The sequence below is a fragment of the Flavivirga abyssicola genome (assembly GCF_030540775.2).
Lineage (GTDB): Bacteria > Bacteroidota > Bacteroidia > Flavobacteriales > Flavobacteriaceae > Flavivirga > Flavivirga abyssicola.
The window spans coordinates 1-20,000 of record NZ_CP141266.1; the positions used below are offsets into that span (position 1 = coordinate 1).

Annotated in this window: 18 protein-coding genes (1 of these 18 running past the window's edge); 13 read left to right on the top strand and 5 right to left on the bottom strand. The window is 32.6% G+C overall.

Annotated elements, in window-relative coordinates:
- From dnaA to Q4Q34_RS00015, 3 genes are read left to right on the top strand one after another with little or no spacing between them, the layout of a single operon-like run.
- Nucleotides 1-1,428, top strand: a complete 1,428-nt coding sequence (gene dnaA / locus Q4Q34_RS00005; protein WP_135877928.1) for a chromosomal replication initiator protein DnaA — start codon at nucleotides 1-3, stop codon at nucleotides 1,426-1,428.
- Between the two features lie 12 nt (nucleotides 1,429-1,440).
- Nucleotides 1,441-1,893 carry a low molecular weight protein-tyrosine-phosphatase gene (locus Q4Q34_RS00010; RefSeq protein WP_303318965.1) on the top strand — a complete coding sequence of 151 codons (453 nt, stop codon included), beginning with the start codon at nucleotides 1,441-1,443 and terminating at the stop codon, nucleotides 1,891-1,893.
- An 11-nt stretch (nucleotides 1,894-1,904) separates the two neighbouring features.
- The gene (locus Q4Q34_RS00015) at nucleotides 1,905-2,621 is read left to right on the top strand and encodes an SAM-dependent methyltransferase (RefSeq protein ID WP_303318964.1); all 717 of its coding nucleotides are present in this window, start codon (nucleotides 1,905-1,907) and stop codon (nucleotides 2,619-2,621) included.
- Nucleotides 2,622-2,866: 245 nt separating this feature from the next.
- Here the strand turns inward: Q4Q34_RS00015 and Q4Q34_RS00020 are convergent, their stop codons facing one another.
- The 5 genes from Q4Q34_RS00020 to dapF form a co-directional block, all read right to left on the bottom strand.
- Nucleotides 2,867-3,517, bottom strand: a complete 651-nt coding sequence (locus Q4Q34_RS00020) for a peptidoglycan-binding protein LysM (RefSeq protein WP_303318963.1) — start codon at nucleotides 3,515-3,517, stop codon at nucleotides 2,867-2,869.
- A 111-nt stretch (nucleotides 3,518-3,628) separates the two neighbouring features.
- Complete coding sequence (locus Q4Q34_RS00025) at nucleotides 3,629-4,540, bottom strand: DUF2279 domain-containing protein (RefSeq protein WP_303318962.1); 912 nt, start codon at nucleotides 4,538-4,540, stop codon at nucleotides 3,629-3,631.
- On the bottom strand, nucleotides 4,540-5,583 hold the full coding sequence (gene mltG / locus Q4Q34_RS00030) for an endolytic transglycosylase MltG (RefSeq protein WP_303318961.1): 1,044 nt from the start codon (nucleotides 5,581-5,583) through the stop codon (nucleotides 4,540-4,542). Before mltG ends, Q4Q34_RS00025 begins: the two co-directional genes overlap by 1 nt.
- A 1-nt stretch (nucleotide 5,584) precedes the next feature.
- Nucleotides 5,585-6,109: a GNAT family N-acetyltransferase gene (locus tag Q4Q34_RS00035; protein WP_303318960.1), complete on the bottom strand. Its 525-nt coding sequence runs from the start codon at nucleotides 6,107-6,109 to the stop codon at nucleotides 5,585-5,587.
- On the bottom strand, nucleotides 6,106-6,879 hold the full coding sequence (gene dapF / locus Q4Q34_RS00040) for a diaminopimelate epimerase (RefSeq protein WP_303318959.1): 774 nt from the start codon (nucleotides 6,877-6,879) through the stop codon (nucleotides 6,106-6,108). Before dapF ends, Q4Q34_RS00035 begins: the two co-directional genes overlap by 4 nt.
- Before the next feature lie 315 nt (nucleotides 6,880-7,194).
- Between dapF and Q4Q34_RS00045 the strand changes: the two genes are divergently transcribed.
- From Q4Q34_RS00045 to murQ, 10 genes are all read left to right on the top strand, one after another.
- A complete protein-coding gene (locus tag Q4Q34_RS00045) occupies nucleotides 7,195-8,595 on the top strand; it encodes a trypsin-like peptidase domain-containing protein (protein WP_303318958.1) in 1,401 nt (466 codons plus the stop codon).
- 135 nt (nucleotides 8,596-8,730) lie between these two features.
- The gene (locus Q4Q34_RS00050; protein ID WP_303318957.1) at nucleotides 8,731-10,179 is read left to right on the top strand and encodes a glyceraldehyde-3-phosphate dehydrogenase; all 1,449 of its coding nucleotides are present in this window, start codon (nucleotides 8,731-8,733) and stop codon (nucleotides 10,177-10,179) included.
- A 128-nt stretch (nucleotides 10,180-10,307) separates the two neighbouring features.
- On the top strand, nucleotides 10,308-10,916 hold the full coding sequence (locus tag Q4Q34_RS00055) for a tRNA (guanine-N1)-methyltransferase (protein ID WP_135877938.1): 609 nt from the start codon (nucleotides 10,308-10,310) through the stop codon (nucleotides 10,914-10,916).
- A 236-nt stretch (nucleotides 10,917-11,152) separates the two neighbouring features.
- Nucleotides 11,153-11,830: a tRNA (guanosine(37)-N1)-methyltransferase TrmD gene (trmD, locus tag Q4Q34_RS00060; RefSeq protein ID WP_303318956.1), complete on the top strand. Its 678-nt coding sequence runs from the start codon at nucleotides 11,153-11,155 to the stop codon at nucleotides 11,828-11,830.
- Nucleotides 11,831-11,842: 12 nt separating this feature from the next.
- On the top strand, nucleotides 11,843-12,157 hold the full coding sequence (locus tag Q4Q34_RS00065) for a hypothetical protein (protein WP_303318955.1): 315 nt from the start codon (nucleotides 11,843-11,845) through the stop codon (nucleotides 12,155-12,157).
- Between the two features lie 277 nt (nucleotides 12,158-12,434).
- Nucleotides 12,435-12,785, top strand: coding sequence for a 50S ribosomal protein L19 (rplS, locus tag Q4Q34_RS00070; RefSeq protein ID WP_274185801.1), 351 nt, complete (start codon nucleotides 12,435-12,437; stop codon nucleotides 12,783-12,785).
- Between the two features lie 859 nt (nucleotides 12,786-13,644).
- On the top strand, nucleotides 13,645-15,855 hold the full coding sequence (locus Q4Q34_RS00075) for an NADP-dependent isocitrate dehydrogenase (protein ID WP_303318954.1): 2,211 nt from the start codon (nucleotides 13,645-13,647) through the stop codon (nucleotides 15,853-15,855).
- Nucleotides 15,856-15,932: 77 nt separating this feature from the next.
- Nucleotides 15,933-18,308, top strand: coding sequence for a TonB-dependent receptor (locus tag Q4Q34_RS00080; protein WP_303318953.1), 2,376 nt, complete (start codon nucleotides 15,933-15,935; stop codon nucleotides 18,306-18,308).
- 4 nt (nucleotides 18,309-18,312) lie between these two features.
- Entirely contained in the window at nucleotides 18,313-19,131 is an 819-nt protein-coding gene (locus Q4Q34_RS00085) for a DUF4249 domain-containing protein (RefSeq protein ID WP_303318952.1), read from the top strand.
- A gap of 96 nt (nucleotides 19,132-19,227) precedes the next feature.
- Nucleotides 19,228-20,000 carry the 5' portion of an N-acetylmuramic acid 6-phosphate etherase gene (murQ, locus tag Q4Q34_RS00090; protein WP_303318951.1) on the top strand. The gene runs 46 nt beyond the window's last position, so 773 of the gene's 819 nt are visible here — the first part of the coding sequence; it begins with the start codon at nucleotides 19,228-19,230; its stop codon lies beyond the right edge, outside the window.

Consider the following 20,000-nt stretch of genomic DNA (forward strand, 5'->3'; position numbering starts at 1 on the left):
ATGGGTGTAACTGCGCAATCGGTATGGGATAATTGTCTAGATTTTATAAAGGATAACATTCAGCCGCAAGCATACAAAACTTGGTTTGAACCTATTATAGCAGTTAAACTTACAGACAACGCATTAAGCATTCAAGTTCCTAGTAAATTTTTTTACGAATGGCTTGAGGAGCATTATGTAAAAATACTAAAAGTATCACTTACAAAAGAATTAGGAGAGACTGCTAAACTTGTTTACATTATAAAAATGGAAAACACGTATGGCAATAAACAACCATTTACAGAAAAAATCCCTAGTTCGAATAGAAGTTCGGTAAAATCACAAGACGTTGATATTCCTTTAAACAATAAAAGTCCAGAACTAAGAAACCCTTTTGTTATTCCTGGTATTAGAAATGTTAAGATTGAATCTCAACTAAATCCAAATTATAGTTTCGAAAACTTTTTAGAAGGCGACTCTAATCGTTTAGCGCGTAGTGCAGGCCTAGCCGTTTCTGCCAAACCAGGCGGTACTTCTTTCAATCCTCTTTTAATTTTTGGAGGTGTTGGCCTTGGTAAAACACATTTAGCTCACGCTATTGGAGTTGATATTAAAGATAAATATCCAGAAAAAACCGTTTTGTATATTTCTGCAGAGAAATTTACACAACAATATATAGATGCAGTTAAGAAAAATAATAGAAATGATTTTATTCATTTTTATCAGATCATTGATGTCTTAATTATTGATGACGTTCAATTCTTTTCTGGAAAAACAGGAACACAGGACGTCTTCTTCCATATATTTAATCACTTACACCAAAATGGGAAACAGGTTATCCTAACTAGTGATAAAGCACCTGTTGACATGCAAGATATAGAGCAACGCTTATTATCTAGATTTAAATGGGGACTTTCTGCCGAATTACAAACACCAGATTTTGAAACTAGAGTGTCTATTCTTAAGAATAAATTATATCGTGATGGTGTTGAAATGCCAGAAGATATTATTGACTATGTCGCTAAGAACATTAAAACGAATGTTAGAGAATTAGAGGGAGCTATCATTTCATTAATAGCACAATCTTCATTCAATAAAAAAGAAATTACCATAGATCTAGCTAGAATTATCGTTGAAAAATTTGTTAAGAATACCAAACGTGAAGTTTCAATAGATTACATACAAAAAGTAGTATCGGATTATTTCCAAATGGATATTGACACCTTGCAATCTAAAACAAGAAAACGTCACATTGTTCAAGCACGCCAATTAGCCATGTTTTTTGCGAAAAAATTCACCAAAGCATCGTTAGCCAGTATTGGTTCTCAAATAGGAAAACGCGACCACGCTACTGTTTTGCACGCATGTAAAACGGTAGACAATTTATCTTCAACAGATAAACAATTTAGAAAATATGTTGAGGATATCACTAAAAAGCTTTCTGTTTAAAATTCACATAAAATGACTAAAATTCTGATGGTATGTCTGGGAAACATTTGTCGTTCTCCCCTAGCCGAAGGTATTTTAAAATCTAAACTTTCAAACGATTTATTCCAAGTAGACTCTGCAGGCACCGCTAATTATCATACTGGAAGCTCTCCAGATAAACGTTCTATTGCTGTGGCTAGAAAATACGGATTGGATATTTCTCATTTAAGAGGCCGGCAATTTAAAACTTCAGATTTTGATTCGTTCGATTTAATTTATGTAATGGATGAATCTAATTATAGAAATGTTATTGCTCTAGCTAGAAATGATGAAGACAAAACTAAAGTAAAATTTATCTTAAACGAAGTGTATCCAAATCAAAACTATGATGTCCCCGATCCTTACTATGGAGGTGATGATGGTTTTGAAAATGTTTACAAAATGTTAGATGAAGCTTGTGAAGTGATAGCAAAAAATCTAACTTAAATAAAATTTTCATGAATGCAGTAAAAGGCAAACTATATTTAATCCCAACAACTTTAGGAGATAATGATCCTTTAGAAGTTTTGCCTGCATCAGTAAAACAAATAATAGAACAAACTGACACTTACATAGTCGAGAATGAAAAAACAGCCAGGCGTTTTATTAAAAAAATAACGCCCGATAAATCACAACCTTCATTAAATATATTTCATTTAAACAAATTTACTGATCCAAGCGAACTACCCAGTTTTTTATCTCCTTGTTTAAACGGCATTAATGTTGGACTTTTATCTGAAGCTGGGTGCCCAGGTGTTGCAGACCCTGGTGCTGATATCGTAAAATTAGCACATCAAAAAAACATCAAAGTAGTCCCTTTGGTTGGTCCATCATCTATTTTAATGGCTATAATGAGTTCTGGCATGAACGGACAAAGCTTTGCTTTTAATGGCTATTTACCAATTGATAAAGGGGAACGAAAAAGTGAAATTAAACGATTAGAACGGTTATCTTTTGACCACAATCAATCACAACTATTCATAGAGACGCCATACAGGAACAATAAAATGCTAGAGGACCTGTGCCATACGTTAGAAAAAAACACAGACATATGTGTTGCATGCGATATCACTTTAAACACAGAGTTTATAAAAACACAAACAGCAAATGAATGGAAAAAAAATATTGTAGACCTACATAAGAGGCCTACAATATTTATTATTCATAAAAGCTAGGATTCGCACTTTAACTTAAACAAGTTCAACACAGGCGCTAGAACAATGTCATTAAGTTAATAAAAATATTCTGTTTGTCACATTGAGCGCAGTCGAAATGCTCTTAAAACAATAGTTCTATAATGTCTTCGACTGCGCTCAGACTGACATTTCAATCTTAACTTAATGACATTGGGCGCTAGAATAGAATGCCAATTTTTAATTGAAACCTCAATGCAAAAAACATCTTCGGAGTTATTCTACAACTAAATAGCTTTTGCTTTCTTGTTTGGCTTTACAAAAGAAGTATCATATCCAGAAAAACGCTTCATGTATTCATGCACAGTAGTCCCATAACCATCAGCAAAGTTATCTAAACCATAACTTCTTAAGTATTTTTTCACGTTTCCAGGCCCTGCTAAATGTGCCGCAGCTAAAATACCTGACTCCGTTACTATAGTACCATTAATTCGTTTTCCAACAAAATTCTTAATGTCACGTCTCAAAATCCATTTGTTACGCTCTGCATTTGCAATAAAAGCACGCTCCTGAAGCTTAGGATTCTTTAAAAATTTAGCAGAATTCTTAATTCCGATCATTCTTAATGTTTCCTTTCCGAATTGATACTTTCCTAAATAACCAAATGTATTCACAGAAAAGTAGTCACCTCCCGATTCTTTAAAAGCTAATGCTTCTTTAAATCCAACAAACGACTTACCTAAGTAAGGAGAGAACGATTCATTAGATGCTAACAAACTAAAATCTTCATTTGTATTATCACGCACTGTATAATTTAAGTCTAATCCTTTTGTAGAATACTTACTTAAATCAACCGCTTCATCAGATGAAAACGACACACTTAATATAAAACATATTGTAAGCGTGAGGGTAATAAAACTTGCAATATTCTTTACCATAATTTCTAAATTTTTTCAGTGTATTTTAATGTAAAATACCCCTTCAAATTTCAGCGTGCAAAATTAGGCTTTTTTTTAATTATTTCAAAATTAATCGATTATGTGCATTTTTTAGTTGTAGAATAGATGAAATACACACTTATTTTTATTGATTTCTAATGTAGGGAATGGTATTTTTACCATATTAAAAACGTCTAAAACAGCTCTCAAAAATTTTGAATTTGTCCTAATCGCATTCAAATTTACATCAAAACTTAAATAGTATTGACGCCACCTACGATTAGTTGTTAACACTTGATTGTCAACATCTTTTGATCCATAAAGCATTCCATCTGCCCCATAGCCCAATGCAAAGTTTAACCATTTAGGAATTTTACTGTCTTTAAAGAATGCATGTAGATTAGCACTTAACCAATAGGTCTGTCCGTTATAGTCTTTTAATATTTGTTCTAAAAAGTTTTCTCCAAGCTTATCTGGGTTTAAATTTGCATATCTGGTTTGATGAAAAGAGTATTTTAAGGCAATTCTCTGCTCATTCCATAATAATTCTTGCCCAATATACAGACCTGTACCTGCTGCATTCGCTCCTATATCTCCCCAAGAAAAACCCCATTCTTTTGAATACCCATCCAATACTTCGACAGCGGTTAGAAACCCAAACCCCAAAGTGGCACCATATATTAATTGATCTTTTTTACTTACGCCACTCCAATGTAATAGCTGTGCCCCATGCTTCCCCATCTGGTAAGATGTAAATGCATGACCTATTTTATCCATTTGAAGCCATTCATTGTTATCATTAACAGTATGAAACTTCGAACGATCGAAATCTGAATACCAAAGTTGATTTAAGCCCAATAAACTTAAGCTTGCCACTGAAGCCTCAGAAATAACAACGAGATTTCTTCTAGGAATATTAAGAGTATCACTAGGTGTTAAAAATTCATCTAGTCTGGATTGTGAGTAAGACAACGAAGAGAATAATGTGAATAACAGTATATGCTTTATAATAAAACGCTTCACTATCTATTAATACCTTGAGATGTTAAGTAACGATGATATTCTCTGGCATTGACATTATGTTGTGCCAAAGTTCTAGCAAACTTATGGAAACCCAAACGTTTGGCATCCGCAGCAAAATATATGTATTTATGTTTTTCATGATTTAAAACGGCATCAATTGCCGAAATATCAGGCATAGCAATCAAACCAGGAGGTAGTCCTGCATACATATATGTATTATAAGGAGAATCAATCTCCATATGTACATTTAAAACACGTTTAATAACAGTATTCTTATATTTTGGCAGTTTATAAGCCGCAAATTTAAGCGTAGGATCAGCCTGTAAAGGGATGCCGCTCTTTAGTCTATTAATATAAACCCCTGCTATTCTGGGCTGTTCTGAAGCCTGTTTAGACTCTTCATATACAATAGAAGCTAACGCTATAACTTCATTTTGCGACATGTTTATGGCTTTTGCTTTATTTTTTCGCGAATCATTCCAAAAACGATTATACTCCTTAAGCATACGGTTTCTAAACGATTCGGCAGAGGTATTCCAGAAAAGCTCGTAGCTGTTAGGTAAATACATTCCTAAAGCAGTTGCTTCATTAAAATTGTTATCTTCTAAAAACTTTTGATCTTTCATTGCTTCAAGCAAAGCTGTACTATCTGCTTCAATTTGTACTGCAATACGTCCCGCTAATTTTTCGAGACTCTCTTGATTGTTAAAAGACACTTTAATCGGCATATTCTTACTTCTAATAGAGTTGATAATATCATTATTACTCATGTCTTTTTTAATAGCGAACTTCCCAGCTTTAATATGAGTTGTATATTTTTTTTGCTCTGCTAAATCGTCAAAAGAATCTATATCATCCAATAATGGGATTAGCTGATTTCTAACATCACTGTAAGTCGCTTTAGAAGGAATAAAAATGTAAGCTGTTTCATTATTAAACTTCGTATTTGGTTTTAGTACGGTTTTATATACAAAATTTGCAAAAAATGCAGCAACTACCAATCCGATAATTACAATAGTAATAAGTATCTTTTTTATGTACATCTTAATTGTTTATAAGCTGAAACAAATATTCATTTTTATAGGTTCCATTATTATGAATCCAATCTTTTTTAAGTCCAATTTCTTTAAATCCTTGATTAGTAAAAAGCGTTATGCTTACTTTATTTTCTTCAGAAATATTACAATACAACTGATGTAAGCCTAAATGTGAAAAACTATAATCTATCAATAGTTTAAGAGCCTCTTTGCCATAGCCTTTTCCTCTATTACCCGCTTCTTTAACTAAAATACCAACACCTGCTCTACTGTTTTTAAAATCAAAATCAAACAAATCAATCATACCTAATGATTCATCTTTATAACTCGAAATGACCAGTCGTAATTGTTTAACTTCGAAAATATCTTTATGGGCCTGCTCTAAATACTGTTTTATTAAATATCTTGAATACGGTGTAATTGTATTGCTAATTTCCCAAATGGTCTCATCATTTTCAATCGTATGGATAAACTCTAAATCTTCGGGCTCTAAAGCACGTAAGTATATATTTTCGCCCTTTAAAGTAATCATATAACGCCTTTAAAAACAAGTTTAGCAGCACCGATTAACCATACATTTTTATACAGTCCATTTTCAACTTCAAAAGATACTTGCAATTCACCACCCGGCACCTGAAGCGTAATCAGGTTGTCTGTTGTTTCATTTATAGCATGCATCGCTAAAGCCACAGCAGTGGCACCTGTACCACATGACAATGTTTCATCTTCTACACCTCGCTCATAAGTCCTAACTGCAAATATTTGATCGCTAACTTTCTTCACAAAATTCACATTACTACCTGCTTCATTATATGGTTCGCCATATCTAATACTAGACCCTTTCGTTTTTATATCAAAAGCATCTATCTTATTCTCAAATTGTACATGATGTGGCGACCCTGTATCTAAAAAGACATGGTTTTCGTGTTTTTCAACCGTATCAACATCTACCATTTGCAGTTTCACAATATCACCATCAATAGTAGCATGATGTAATCCGTCAATAGCTTCAAAAACGGCTTTGTCATCTATTACTCCAAGTTGTTTAGCAAATGCAACCAAACAACGTCCGCCATTACCACACATAGAGCTTTCATTCCCATCTGCATTATAATAGACCATCTTAAAGTCTAAATTATCATGATGCTCCAATAGAATAAGTCCATCTGCTCCTATGCCAAAACGCCTGTCACATAATGCTGACACAAGTTTGGTATTATTTTTGTCGAAAGTTTGTTGACGATTATCAATCATCACAAAATCGTTTCCTGTTCCTTGATATTTATAAAAAGTCTGTTGCATAATAAAGCACAAAGATATAAATAAAGAATTTCTTAAAGTGAGCAATGCATGGTACAAAAGTTAAAATAATTTCATCACTTGCTTTTGGCTTTTTTGTTCAAAATCAAAATTCTTTATTTAGTTCCCCATTCCTGTCTGCCGACAGACAGGTCCACGGGAATGACAATTTCAGGTGGGAACATGCTTTGAATTAAACCGTATTTTCGATTGTTAAACAGGCGTTAAAATTGGCGTTAAAAATCGTTAAAATAAGATTGGTCATTCAATAAATATTTAATTTTAGTCGTTAATAAATTGTAATTAAACATGAAATTTATGAAAAAGATTTTATCATTAGTATTGGTTTCAGCATTAGGTGGTGTTTTAACCCTTGGTGCTTATAAACTCTTTTTAGAAAAAGAAGAAAAAGTGGTTGTAACTTCAACCGAAACAAATCCTACTTTTTTACCTACCAGTAATGTAAGTACCTTATTTAATAATGCAAGTGAAGCACCTAACTTTACTCTTGCGGCAGAAAACACCGTTAATGCTGTGGTGCACGTAAAAAATGTGACACTTAGCTCTGGACAAATGACTTTTGAAGATTTATTTTTTGGAAGACGTCAGCAACGCGCGCATTTAGGAACAGGTTCTGGGGTTATAATCAATGCAGATGGATACATTATAACCAACAATCATGTTATTAATAATGCACATGAGCTATCGGTGACATTGAATAACAATAAAACTTATGATGCCCAATTAGTTGGTACGGATCCTAAAACCGATATAGCACTTTTAAAAATTGATGCAGATGAAGAGTTACCTTATGTCACTTTTGCTGATTCTGATAACGCCAAAATAGGCGAATGGGTTTTAGCTGTTGGTAATCCATTTAATTTAACATCTACTGTAACAGCTGGGATTATAAGTGCTAAAGCTAGGGATTTATCTGGCACAAGTGCACAATCATTTATTCAAACAGATGCTGCTGTAAATCCTGGTAATTCGGGAGGTGCATTAGTTAACACTAAAGGAGAACTGGTAGGAATAAATACTGCTATTTCATCCCAAACAGGATCTTACATAGGTTATTCATTTGCTGTGCCAAGTAATATTGCTAGAAAGGTTATTGAAGACATTATGGAATATGGCAATGTTCAAAATGGTATATTAGGTATTCAAGGTGGTGCTTTAAATAGTAGTGTTGCAGAAAAAATAGGAGTAGATGATACTGAAGGGGTTTACATAGATAGCGTGATTGAAGATTCTGGTGCCGATAAAGCTGGTATTAAAAAAGGAGATATTATTAAAGAGATTGATAATATTAAAGTATCTAAATTCTCTGATTTAAAAGGCCATATAAGTGCTAAGCGCCCCAATGACGTAGTAAATTTAAAACTGTCTAGAGGCGGTATTATAAAAACAGTCTCGGTAACTTTAGCAAAAAATGAAACTTTTACACTCCCTTTAGTTGGTAGAGTTAAAAATACCAACCCATCAGATTTGAAAAAGTATAAAACAACACATGGTGTAAAAATAATTAAGTTGAATGACGAATATTCAGAATACTGGAGAAATAATGGTATTGAAGAAGGCTGTATTATTACATCTATTAATGATGTAAAAGTGAAGTCTGTTGATGATGTGCAAAATGTATTAAGAAATAAATCTGAATCCTTAAGAATAGAACTTATTAATGCTAACGGCGAAAAAGAACGTTATAACTTTAGATAAATAAACATACTTTTTTTAATTATAAACCCTTCAAAAGCTATTATTTTTTTGAAGGGTTATTTTTTTATCAAAATACGCTACGAAAACGTTTGAAATATGATACTTTTGCCAAAAATTTAACTAAACTATTTTACAATGTCTTTTAACAAAGCTTATGAAAATGAGTTAGCCTTTCAAGCAGATCGTCGAAGAGCTACCGTAGAATTTATTAAAATTATAAGTGATCTTTGGTACGACAAGTCCATTGAACTAGTAATTTTCAGAAATCAACTTATCGATAGAAATGTGAGTCAAATTTTAAACCTGCATGAATATGCTGGTAAATTTGTACAAAAGCCTATCTCTATTTTTGATTCAGTAGAAATTGCTCAAGCTATTAAAACGCTAGATATTCCTCCTGCTAAGCTGGATATAGGAAAACTTACCTACGAATTCCATCTAGAGGAAAACAAGCATAACAATGCAACTGCTTTTGTTGCTAGAAAATTAAAAGATGCTAGAAAAAATGGAGACATCCTGCCTAAAGATGTTATTTTGTATGGTTTTGGTAGAATTGGTCGCTTAGTAGCTCGTGAACTTATGACACGCACTGGTAAAGGAAGCCAACTACGGTTAAGAGCTATAGTAACTCGTGGAGAAATTAATGAGAAGATACTTGAAAAACGAGCGTCTTTACTGCGTAATGATTCCGTTCATGGCGACTTCTCAGGAACTGTTTCTGTAGATCTGAAAAATAGTGCTTTAATTATTAATGGAACTACTGTTAATGTTATTTCTGCAAATGCTCCGGAAGATATCGACTATACAAAACATAAAATAAATAATGCTTTGGTCATTGATAACACGGGTGCTTTTAGAGATAAAAAAGCATTAAGCAGGCATTTAAAATCTAAGGGCGTTGAGAAAGTATTGTTAACAGCTCCAGGGAAAGAGGTCCCTAATATTGTTTATGGTGTAAACCATACAGAGAACAACCCGGATAAAGTTCATATTTTTTCGGCTGCATCATGCACCACAAACGCCATCACACCAGTTCTAAAAGCTATTGAAGATTCATTTGGTGTAAAATCTGGTCATTTAGAAACGATTCATGCCTATACAAATGATCAGAATTTAGTAGATAATTTCCACAGTAAATACCGCCGTGGTCGTGCTGCTGGTTTAAATATGGTTATTACAGAAACCGGAGCAGGTAGTGCTGTTGCTAAAGCGCTTCCCAGTTTAGAAGGAAAACTTACATCAAATGCCATTCGAGTTCCCGTTCCTAACGGATCTTTAGCTATTTTGAATTTAGAATTGAAAACAAAAACAACTTTAAATAGTGTTAATACAATTTTAAAGAAATATGCCTTAGAAGGCGATTTAGTTGAACAGATTAAATTTGAACTAAGTGATGAGTTAGTATCTAGCGATATTGTTGGGAGTTCAGCACCTTCCATTTATGATAGTAAAGCAACCATAGTACGTAAAGATGGTAAAAATATTATTATGTATATATGGTACGATAACGAATATGGATATAGCCACCAAGTCATTAGACTTGCAAAATATATTGCTAAGGTAAGACGTTATACATATTATTAATATGGGGACATCTAAATTAATATTTTAATCGTATATAAATTAGCCTCATTTTATGAGGCTTTTCACTTATTAATAGCGGTATATGAACAATATTTTATAAATTCGTAAATTATTTAAACCAATCATAAATGAATTCCATTAAGCAAGCCTCTCTTATAGTTCTATTTTTTACCCTCTCTTTACCTTCATTTTCGCAAATAAAAAAAGACGCAGACAATCTTTCTTTAAGTAGCGGCACAATAGACAATCAGTTTGACTTTGTGATAAAACGGTCTAATAAATACCAAGACTACAAGGTTGTAAAGAAAAATTGGTTATACACTCTTAAAGCTCACACGCTTGATTCATTAAAAGCGGTTCATAAAGACCTCGCTGATACGCGACTTATTGTAAAAAAACAAGACAAAGAAATTTCAGATTTAAAATCAAATCTTAATAATACGCAGAGCGATTTAGATAAAACCAACACAGAAAAAGATAATATGGCCTTGTTTGGTATGCAAATGAGTAAAACGGGTTATAATGTACTTATGTGGAGCATTATTGCTGGTTTATTAGCATTACTTCTTTTCTTTATTTATAAATTTAAAAACAGTAATGCTATTACAAAAGGAGCTAAACATGCACTTGCCGAGATTGAAGAAGAGTTTGAGGAGCACCGCAAAACGGCATTGGAACGGGAGCAAAAAGTAAGACGTCAATTACAGGACGAAATAAATAAACAAAAGGGATTATAGATAATTCTTTTCAAGATAAATTTAAAAATCTGTAATTTCTATTACAGGTTTTTTTTTGACTAAGACTATAATACGAGCAGCTATAGAACACTAAATGATTTAACTTTTTTTGGTTAAATGAAAAGACTTGATTAGCAAAAGAACGCTTGCATATTTGATTTGCCAGAATACCTCGAAAAAATACCATCTAAAATAACAAACAATTAAATTATCTTTGCAATTCTTAAAACTACCCAATGCGCATAGATATTATTACTGTTTTACCAGAATTACTTAGAAGCCCTTTTGAAGCCTCGATTTTAAAACGTGCTATTGAAGCTGGCCTGGTAGAAATACATTTCCATAATTTACGGGATTATACGACTGATAATTATAAATCTATTGACGATACACAATTTGGAGGTGGTGCAGGTATGGTTATGATGGTAGAACCTATTGATAAATGTATTTCTGCATTAAAAGCAGAAAGAGACTATGATGAGATTATTTATATGACACCCGATGGCGAAACCTTAAAACAAGGGATAGCTAATCAAATATCCCTAAAAGAAAATATTATAATTTTGTGTGGCCATTATAAAGGTGTAGATCAACGTGTACGGGATCATATTATAACTAGAGAAATTTCTATTGGTGATTACGTATTATCAGGTGGTGAATTAGGAGCTGCTGTACTTTGTGATGCCGTAATACGATTAATTCCAGGCGTACTAGGAAATGAGACTTCTGCCCTAACCGATTCGTTTCAAGATAATTTATTAGCCCCCCCCATTTATACAAAACCTCGTGAATACAAAGGTTGGAAAGTCCCAGAATTATTATTTAGCGGTAACCTTCCCGAAATTGAAAAGTGGCGTGAAGAACAGGCTTATTTGAGAACTAAAGAACGTCGTCCTGATTTATTGGACGAATAAAATAAATATATTATGAATGATTTTATGACTAGTGCAATAATTGGAAATGCTTTTTCAGGAATATCTCAATTACTTTTATTAATCGGCAGTATTATTATTTTAAATAAACAAAAAAACACAGCCAGCTTTTTAATTCTTTTTGGTACCATAGCAATGATATTAGTCTCCTTTGCTGTTATTTTAGCGCCATTTTTTTTAGAAGGGTATGCTGAAAAAGCTTTAGGGGTACAGAGTAAACTATCCATTTTAGGAGGCTTATCCCGATTTATTTTTGCCTTGGGCCTTCTATTGTTTTCAATACGATTAATAAAAAAAGTGAAGGAATAAATCATAAACAACTATGGTAGTCATTGCTCAAGCCTGTGATTTTGACTCATCCTAAAATTAATAAGAAGTCTGTTTGAAGCTTCTATTCTAAGTATGCTTACCACTCTTCTAAGATTTTTTTGAAACTTCATAGATATAAGTAAAAAAGCACCGTAAAAAATACATTTAATAATTGTGCATTATTAATTATTAATTATCTTTGCAGCCAATTTCGGGTTAACCTCTGGCGAGAATCGTGAATGTTGTTCTGAATTAATTATAATTAAATTTTAAAGATATGGAATCTTTAGTAAAATTTGTACAAGACGAATTTGTAACAAGAAAAGATTTACCAGAATTTTCAGCTGGAGATACAATTACTGTTTATTACGAAATTAAAGAGGGTAGCAAAACAAGAACTCAGTTTTTTAGAGGCGTAGTAATTCAAAGAAGAGGATCTGGAACGTCAGAGACCTTCACTATTAGAAAAATGTCTGGGTCTATTGGGGTTGAACGTATTTTCCCAATTAACTTACCTGCATTACAAAAAATAGAAGTTAACAAACGTGGTCAAGTACGTAGAGCAAGAATCTACTACTTTAGAGGTCTAACTGGTAAAAAAGCCAGAATCAAAGAAAGTAGACATTAAAAACATATTATTGCAACAAGCAATTATTAAAAGCCTTGATTTATATCAGGGCTTTTTTTATTAACAAAAGTTAATAAGTCCGGTTTATAAATAGTTGATATCTAATCCTTTGAAAAATTTGTTTATTTAGATTCTAGTTTTATATTAGCAACAGAAATAGTAACAACCTTGTGTTGGTTTTATGGTAACATAAATTTGTATTATTTTTAAATAAAGTAACGTTCTTTATATAATTAATTGTTTTTTGAGGTTTTGTTGCGCCACGTGTATGCGTGTGAGAGCAAAAAACCATGACATTACAAGAAGTCCTAAATGCGAAAGTAGTTAGCAACTAGTGTAATTGAAAGTTTAAAAAGCTACAAAAGCGAAAGTGTATGTAGTAATAAAACAATGCTTTTAAACAAACTTGACGTTAACGCGAAAAGTGAGCTTATGGCATCAAGGAAAACGATTAATAGAAACACTGTTAGTGATAGGTCAATGCATATTGAAAATTACTAATTTGTTTCGTTGAAATAATAGCACTTGAATTGAAAAGGTTTAAATGCAAGTTTAAATTGATTTAGTAGTAATACTAATTAGGTCACGTTATGTTATTTCAAAGAAAGCCATGTCAGAGAAGATTATTCTTCCGTGATATGGCTTTTGTTATTTTACAAATACGACACTAGTTTTTTATTAAATCCCTACTCGCTTTAAGCTTTTTTACTATATCCATTAAAACTATTCCTTTTTTATTGTTTTTCACACAATGTTTGAACATTTTTAATGATGCATTTTTGTATATTCGCAAGGCTAAAAACGAATCTACAAATGCACAAGTTTTTAGCTTTATAATAATTCAAAAATAAGGACACTCATGTCAAAAATTATTTATACCAAAACAGATGAAGCACCAGCATTAGCTACACGCTCATTTTTACCTATTATTAAAGCTTTTGTTAAATCTTCAGGGATTAATATTGAAACCAAAGATATTTCCTTAGCTGCTAGAATTTTAGCCATTTTTCCTGATTTTTTAAATGAAGATCAACGCGTTTCAGACGACTTAGCATTTCTTGGTGAATTAGCTAAAAAACCAGAAGCCAATATTATAAAATTGCCTAATATTAGCGCATCTATCCCACAATTGAAAGGAGCTATAAAAGAATTGCAATCTCAAGGTTTTGGTATTCCTAATTATCCAGATAATCCGAAAAACGATTCCGAAAAAGATATAAAATCTCGCTACGATAAAATTAAAGGTAGTGCTGTAAACCCTGTATTACGTGAAGGTAACTCCGATAGACGTGCTCCTAAAGCTGTAAAAAATTATGCTAAAAAGAACCCACATTCTATGGGTGTATGGACCAGCGATTCTAAAACACATGTAGCAACTATGCAATCTGGAGATTTTGCTCATAATGAAAAATCGGTAACCTTATCAGCAGCCACCAGTATAAAAATAGAACATACAGATAAAAATGGTACAACTACTGTTTTAAAAGATCATTTCCCTTTATTGGAAGGAGAAATAATTGACGCTACAGTTATGAACAAAAAAGCACTTGTATCCTTTTTAGATGAACAAGTTGCCGATGCCAAAAAGAATGATCTGCTTTTTTCTTTACATATGAAAGGCACTATGATGAAAGTAAGTGACCCTATTATATTTGGTCATGCTGTAAAATCATATTATAAAAGTGTATTTGAAAAACATGGTGATATCATAGAAGAATTAGGTGTTAATGTAAACTCTGGAGTTAGCAATCTTTTAAGCAGAATTGAAGAACTTCCAGATGCCAAACGTCAGGAAATAGAATCTGATATTACTGCTGTTTATAAAAATGGTCCAGCTATAGCAATGGTAAATAGCGATAAAGGGATTACAAACCTGCATGTACCAAGTGATGTTATTATTGATGCTTCTATGCCAGCTATGATTCGTACATCTGGTCAGATGTGGAATGCCAATGGCAAACTTCAAGATACCAAAGCCGTTATTCCGGATAGCAGTTACGCTGGAATTTATGCTGCAACAATCGATTTCTGTAAAAAACATGGTGCTTTTGATCCAACCACTATGGGAACTGTTCCTAATGTTGGATTAATGGCACAAAAAGCTGAAGAATACGGATCTCACGACAAAACTTTTGAAATAAAGTCAGAAGGCACTGTTCGCGTTGTTGATGCTTCAGGAAATGTATTATTAGAACATACTGTAGAAGAAGGTGATATCTGGAGAATGTGTCAAACAAAAGATGCTCCAATTCAAGACTGGGTAAAATTAGCAGTAACTCGAGCAAGAGCTTCACAAACACCTGCTGTTTTCTGGTTGAACGAAAACAGAGCCCACGATGCTCAATTAATTAAAAAAGTAAATCATTATTTAAAAGATCACGATACTAATGGATTAGATTTAAGAATCCTATCACCTGTTGATGCGACCATCTTTACTTGTGAAAGGATTATAGAAGGAAAAGATACTATTTCTGTATCTGGTAATGTTTTACGTGATTATTTAACAGATTTATTTCCAATATTAGAAGTTGGTACAAGTGCAAAAATGTTATCCATAGTTCCTTTAATGAACGGTGGTGGTTTATTTGAAACCGGAGCTGGTGGTTCTGCTCCAAAACACGTACAACAATTGTTGGAAGAAAACCATTTACGTTGGGATTCTTTAGGAGAATTTTTAGCTTTAGCTGTGTCTTTAGAGCATTTTAGCGAGGTTAATAATAACTCAAAAGCAAAAATTTTAGGCGAAACCTTAGATGATGCTACCGAAAAATTATTAGAAAATAAAAAAGGCCCTTCTAGAAAAGCAGGCGAGTTAGATAATAGAGGAAGTCACTTTTATTTAGCTATGTATTGGGCACAAGAACTGGCAAATCAAACTAAAGATGACGTTTTAAAAGCAGAATTTACGCCTATAGCTAAACAATTAGCTGACAATGAAACTGCTATTGTAAAAGAACTCCATGATATTCAAGGAAACTCAACAGATATTGGTGGATATTATGAACCTAATGAAGCGCTTATTAATCAAGTTATGAGACCAAGCAAAACATTAAATTCCATTTTACAATAATGGTATTATCATAAAGAATATTTAAAAGCTCCTTTTTAGGGGCTTTTTTTTATATTTTTATAAAAAAAAGCTATTACATGAAACACCTGTTATTATGGTTGATTTTAACGTTGTGTTTTAATATGCTATCGATAGAAGCTCAACAAAAATTCACATTGAGCGGTACCATTTTAGAAGAAAAAAGTAACGAAACTCTTATTGGTGTTAATATTATTTTCCCAGAGATTCAGGCAGGAACGACTACCAATGAATACGGGTTTTATTCCATTACATTACCTCAAGGCAAGTATAAGGTTATAATTAGTTATTTAGGCTTTACTACAAAGCCTGAAACCATTATACTTTCAGAAGATATTATTAAAAATTTCAGTTTAACCGAATCTTCAGAAAACTTAGATGAAATAGTTATTATCGAGGATGTTGAAAAACTTAATATAAAAGCACCTCAGATGAGCGTTAACAAACTAACATCTGGTACAATAAAAGAAATCCCTGTAGTTCTTGGAGAAGCTGATATTATTAAAGCTATTACGCTACTCCCCGGTGTTACCAATGCAGGTGAAGGCGCTTCAGGTTTTAATGTTAGAGGAGGTTCAGCAGATCAAAACCTAATCCTTTTAGATGAAGCTACAATTTATAATTCATCACATCTATTTGGCTTCTTTTCTGTTTTTAATCCAGACGCGATCAAAGACCTTCGGTTATACAAAGGAGGTATTCCAGCCCGTTATGGTGGTAGGGTCTCATCAGTCTTAGATATTTACCAAAAAGAAGGAAACAGCAAAGAATTCCATATGAATGGCGGCATAGGAATTGTTTCGAGCAGGTTACTTGCAGAAGGACCAATAAAAAAAGAAAAGGGATCTTTTCTTTTTGGTGGAAGGTCAAGTTATGCGCATTTATTTTTACCTCTTTTTGATATTAATAATATTGCCTATTTCTATGACTTAAACACCAAATTAAGCTACAAATTAAATAATAGAAATAACATCTACTTATCAGGATATTTTGGTCGGGACGTTTTTAGAATTGAAGATACATTTGAAAATGTTTACGGAAACTCTGTTTTAAATTTTAGATGGAATCATTTATTTTCAGATAAACTCTTTTCTAACCTATCATTAATTTATTCCGATTATTATTATGATTTAAAATTAAACTTTGTAGAATTTGATTGGGTTTCAGGTATTCAGAATTTTAATTTAAAATATGATTTCAAACATTATATAAATGACAAAATTAAGCTGCAATATGGCTTGAATAGTATCTATTATAAGTTTAATCCAGGAGATATAAAACCAACTGTAGAATCTTCAGGTATTAATCCTTTTAAATTAATTGATAAATATGCTTTCGAAAATGCTATTTATTTGGATGCAGAACATAAACTATCAGATAAATTAGCGCTATCATATGGCTTACGATTTAGTGCTTTTCATCGCCTAGGACAAGATGAACTGAATATTTATGAAAATGATCATGCCGTTGTATTTAATGAAGATTTTCAAATTTATGAAAAAGCGTCTCCTATAAGAACAGAAACCTATAAACGAAGTGACGTTATTTCTAGTTTTTTTAATTTAGAACCAAGGGCTTCGTTGGCATATCAATTAAATTCTGAAAGTTCAATAAAATTGAGTTATAATAGAATGAGTCAATATTTGCACCTATTGTCAAATACCAACTCGCCTACTCCCTTAGACATTTGGACACCTAGTGGAAAATATGTGAAACCGCAGTTACTTAATCAATATGCTATTGGTTATTTTAAAAACTTTAAAGACAATAGGTATTCTCTAGAATTAGAAAGTTTCTACAAATCTGTAAAAAATAGAATAGACTATATAGATGGCGCTGATTTAATTGCGAACAATGCCATTGAACAAGTCATATTAAACGGAAGATCAAGAGCATATGGATTAGAAGTGTTACTCCGTAAAAATGAAGGGAGATTCAAAGGTTGGCTAGCATATACACTCTCAAAATCTGAACAGCAAACCCCCGGTAGAACAGCATCCGAATTAGGAATTAATAACGGAAATTGGTACAACACACCTTTTGATAAAACCCATGATATTTCATTCACTGGTAGCTATAATTGGAATAGCAAATGGAAAATAAATGTTAACTTTTTGTTCCAAACTGGGCAACCCGCAACGTTTCCTAATGGACAATATATATTCAATGGTATAACTATTCCTAATTATAATAGCAGAAATTCAGATAGATTATCGTCTTACAATAGATTAGATGTTTCGTTTAATTACACACCAAAACCCAAAAGAGCTAAACGTTTACAAAGTTATTGGGTATTTGGCATATACAACATATACAATCGTAGAAATGCGGCTTCTATATCCTTTGGTCAAAATACAGCAACTGGCCTAAATGAAGCCACTCAATTGGCCATTTTTGGAATCGTACCATCAGTATCTTATAATTTTAAACTTTAAGATTATGAAAAAAATTAAATACCTATTCATTTTTTGTCTACTTTCATTAGTATCCTGTGAAGATGTTGTAGATGTAGATTTAAATAATGCAGAACCTAGATTAGTCATTAATGCATCTTTAAGTTGGATAAAAGGTACAGATGGAAGAACGCAATCCATTCAACTCAGTTTGACTGCTCCATTTTTTGATAAAGTAATTCCCCCAGCAACTGGTGCTAGTGTAACTGTTACAGATTCAAACAATAATACTTTTATTTTTAATGAAATAGAAAACTCAGGGGTTTATATAAATAATAATTTCCTACCAGTACTTAATACAGATTATAATCTTACAATTCTTTATAATAATGAAACCTACACTGCCACTGAAACTTTAACACCTGTAGTCCCAATAGAATTTGTAGAACAAAAAAACGATGGTGGTTTTGCTGGTGATGAAATTGAAATAAAAGCATACTACAATGATCCTTCAAATATTAAAAACTTCTATTTATTTGAATTTTTAATTGTTAAAAAAAACTCCATAAACCTAGAAGTTTATGATGATGAGTTTACTGATGGTAACCAAATTTTTGCTTTCTTTTCAGACGAAGACCTCGAAGCTGGTGACGAATTGAGAATTATAAGCTCTGGGGTTTCTGAACGTAATTATGAATTTCTGAATATTTTATTGCAACAAACAGATGATGAGTCTGGTGATCCATTTGAAACCCAACCGGCAACTGTAAGAGGTAATTGTGTTAACCAAACAAACCCAAACAACTATCCCTTGGGTTATTTTAGAGTTTCTGAAACTTCTGTTTTTACTTATACAATCGAATAAGTAGCAACTAGAAAATACAATACCTTAAAAAAACCATATTACTCTTTATAATATGCTTTATGATTAAAATTGGGTATTAATTCATATTTTTGGGTCATGAGTTTTACAAAAACAACAGAGCAGGATTCCAATTACGACCATCTTGAAAAGATGAGTGTTAATAAGTTATTAAACTGTATAAATAACGAAGATAAAACAGTACCTCTAGCTGTTGAAAAAGCGCTGCCTCAAATAGAAAAACTAATAGAACAAATAGTTGAAAAACTTAAATTAGGTGGACGGTTATTTTATATGGGAGCAGGTACTAGTGGTCGTTTAGGTATTTTAGATGCGTCTGAGTGCCCTCCTACATTTGGGGTTTCTCACGATTTAGTAATTGGTCTTATTGCTGGAGGTGATACAGCCATTAGAAAAGCAGTAGAGTTTGCTGAAGACTCTCCTACTCAGGGCTGGGAAGATCTTCAAAAATATAACGTAAACTCAAACGATGTTGTTGTTGGTATTGCGGCTTCCGGCACAACACCATATGTTATAGCAGCTCTAGAAGCATGCAATAAAAACGATATCGTTACGGGATGCATTGCATGTAATTATAATAGCCCATTATCTCAAACAGCTCAGTTTCCTATAGAAGTGATAGTTGGACCTGAATTTGTGACTGGTAGTTCTAGAATGAAAGCAGGTACGGCACAGAAGTTAGTTCTCAATATGATAACAACTTCTACCATGATCCAACTTGGCCATATAAAAGGAAATAAAATGGTTGATATGCAATTAAGCAATAACAAACTAGTTGATAGAGGAGCTAAAATGATTATGAGTGAATTAAAAGTTTCAGAAAAAGAAGCACAACAACTATTGACAAAATA

What these genes read in the sequence shown, in the direction of transcription:
- Q4Q34_RS00035 (WP_303318960.1), bottom strand. Translation starts at nt 6,109, where the DNA reads ATGATTACTTTAAAGGGCGAAAATATATACTTACGTGCTTTAGAGCCC.
- Q4Q34_RS00045 (WP_303318958.1), top strand. Translation starts at nt 7,195, where the DNA reads ATGAAAAAGATTTTATCATTAGTATTGGTTTCAGCATTAGGTGGTGTT.
- Q4Q34_RS00085 (WP_303318952.1), top strand. Translation starts at nt 18,313, where the DNA reads ATGAAAAAAATTAAATACCTATTCATTTTTTGTCTACTTTCATTAGTA.
- Q4Q34_RS00055 (WP_135877938.1), top strand. Translation starts at nt 10,308, where the DNA reads ATGAATTCCATTAAGCAAGCCTCTCTTATAGTTCTATTTTTTACCCTC.
- Q4Q34_RS00020 (WP_303318963.1), bottom strand. Translation starts at nt 3,517, where the DNA reads ATGGTAAAGAATATTGCAAGTTTTATTACCCTCACGCTTACAATATGT.
- Q4Q34_RS00010 (WP_303318965.1), top strand. Translation starts at nt 1,441, where the DNA reads ATGACTAAAATTCTGATGGTATGTCTGGGAAACATTTGTCGTTCTCCC.
- trmD (WP_303318956.1), top strand. Translation starts at nt 11,153, where the DNA reads ATGCGCATAGATATTATTACTGTTTTACCAGAATTACTTAGAAGCCCT.
- Q4Q34_RS00015 (WP_303318964.1), top strand. Translation starts at nt 1,905, where the DNA reads ATGAATGCAGTAAAAGGCAAACTATATTTAATCCCAACAACTTTAGGA.
- Q4Q34_RS00065 (WP_303318955.1), top strand. Translation starts at nt 11,843, where the DNA reads ATGAATGATTTTATGACTAGTGCAATAATTGGAAATGCTTTTTCAGGA.
- dapF (WP_303318959.1), bottom strand. Translation starts at nt 6,879, where the DNA reads ATGCAACAGACTTTTTATAAATATCAAGGAACAGGAAACGATTTTGTG.
- Q4Q34_RS00050 (WP_303318957.1), top strand. Translation starts at nt 8,731, where the DNA reads ATGTCTTTTAACAAAGCTTATGAAAATGAGTTAGCCTTTCAAGCAGAT.
- rplS (WP_274185801.1), top strand. Translation starts at nt 12,435, where the DNA reads ATGGAATCTTTAGTAAAATTTGTACAAGACGAATTTGTAACAAGAAAA.
- Q4Q34_RS00075 (WP_303318954.1), top strand. Translation starts at nt 13,645, where the DNA reads ATGTCAAAAATTATTTATACCAAAACAGATGAAGCACCAGCATTAGCT.
- mltG (WP_303318961.1), bottom strand. Translation starts at nt 5,583, where the DNA reads ATGTACATAAAAAAGATACTTATTACTATTGTAATTATCGGATTGGTA.
- dnaA (WP_135877928.1), top strand. Translation starts at nt 1, where the DNA reads ATGGGTGTAACTGCGCAATCGGTATGGGATAATTGTCTAGATTTTATA.
- Q4Q34_RS00080 (WP_303318953.1), top strand. Translation starts at nt 15,933, where the DNA reads ATGAAACACCTGTTATTATGGTTGATTTTAACGTTGTGTTTTAATATG.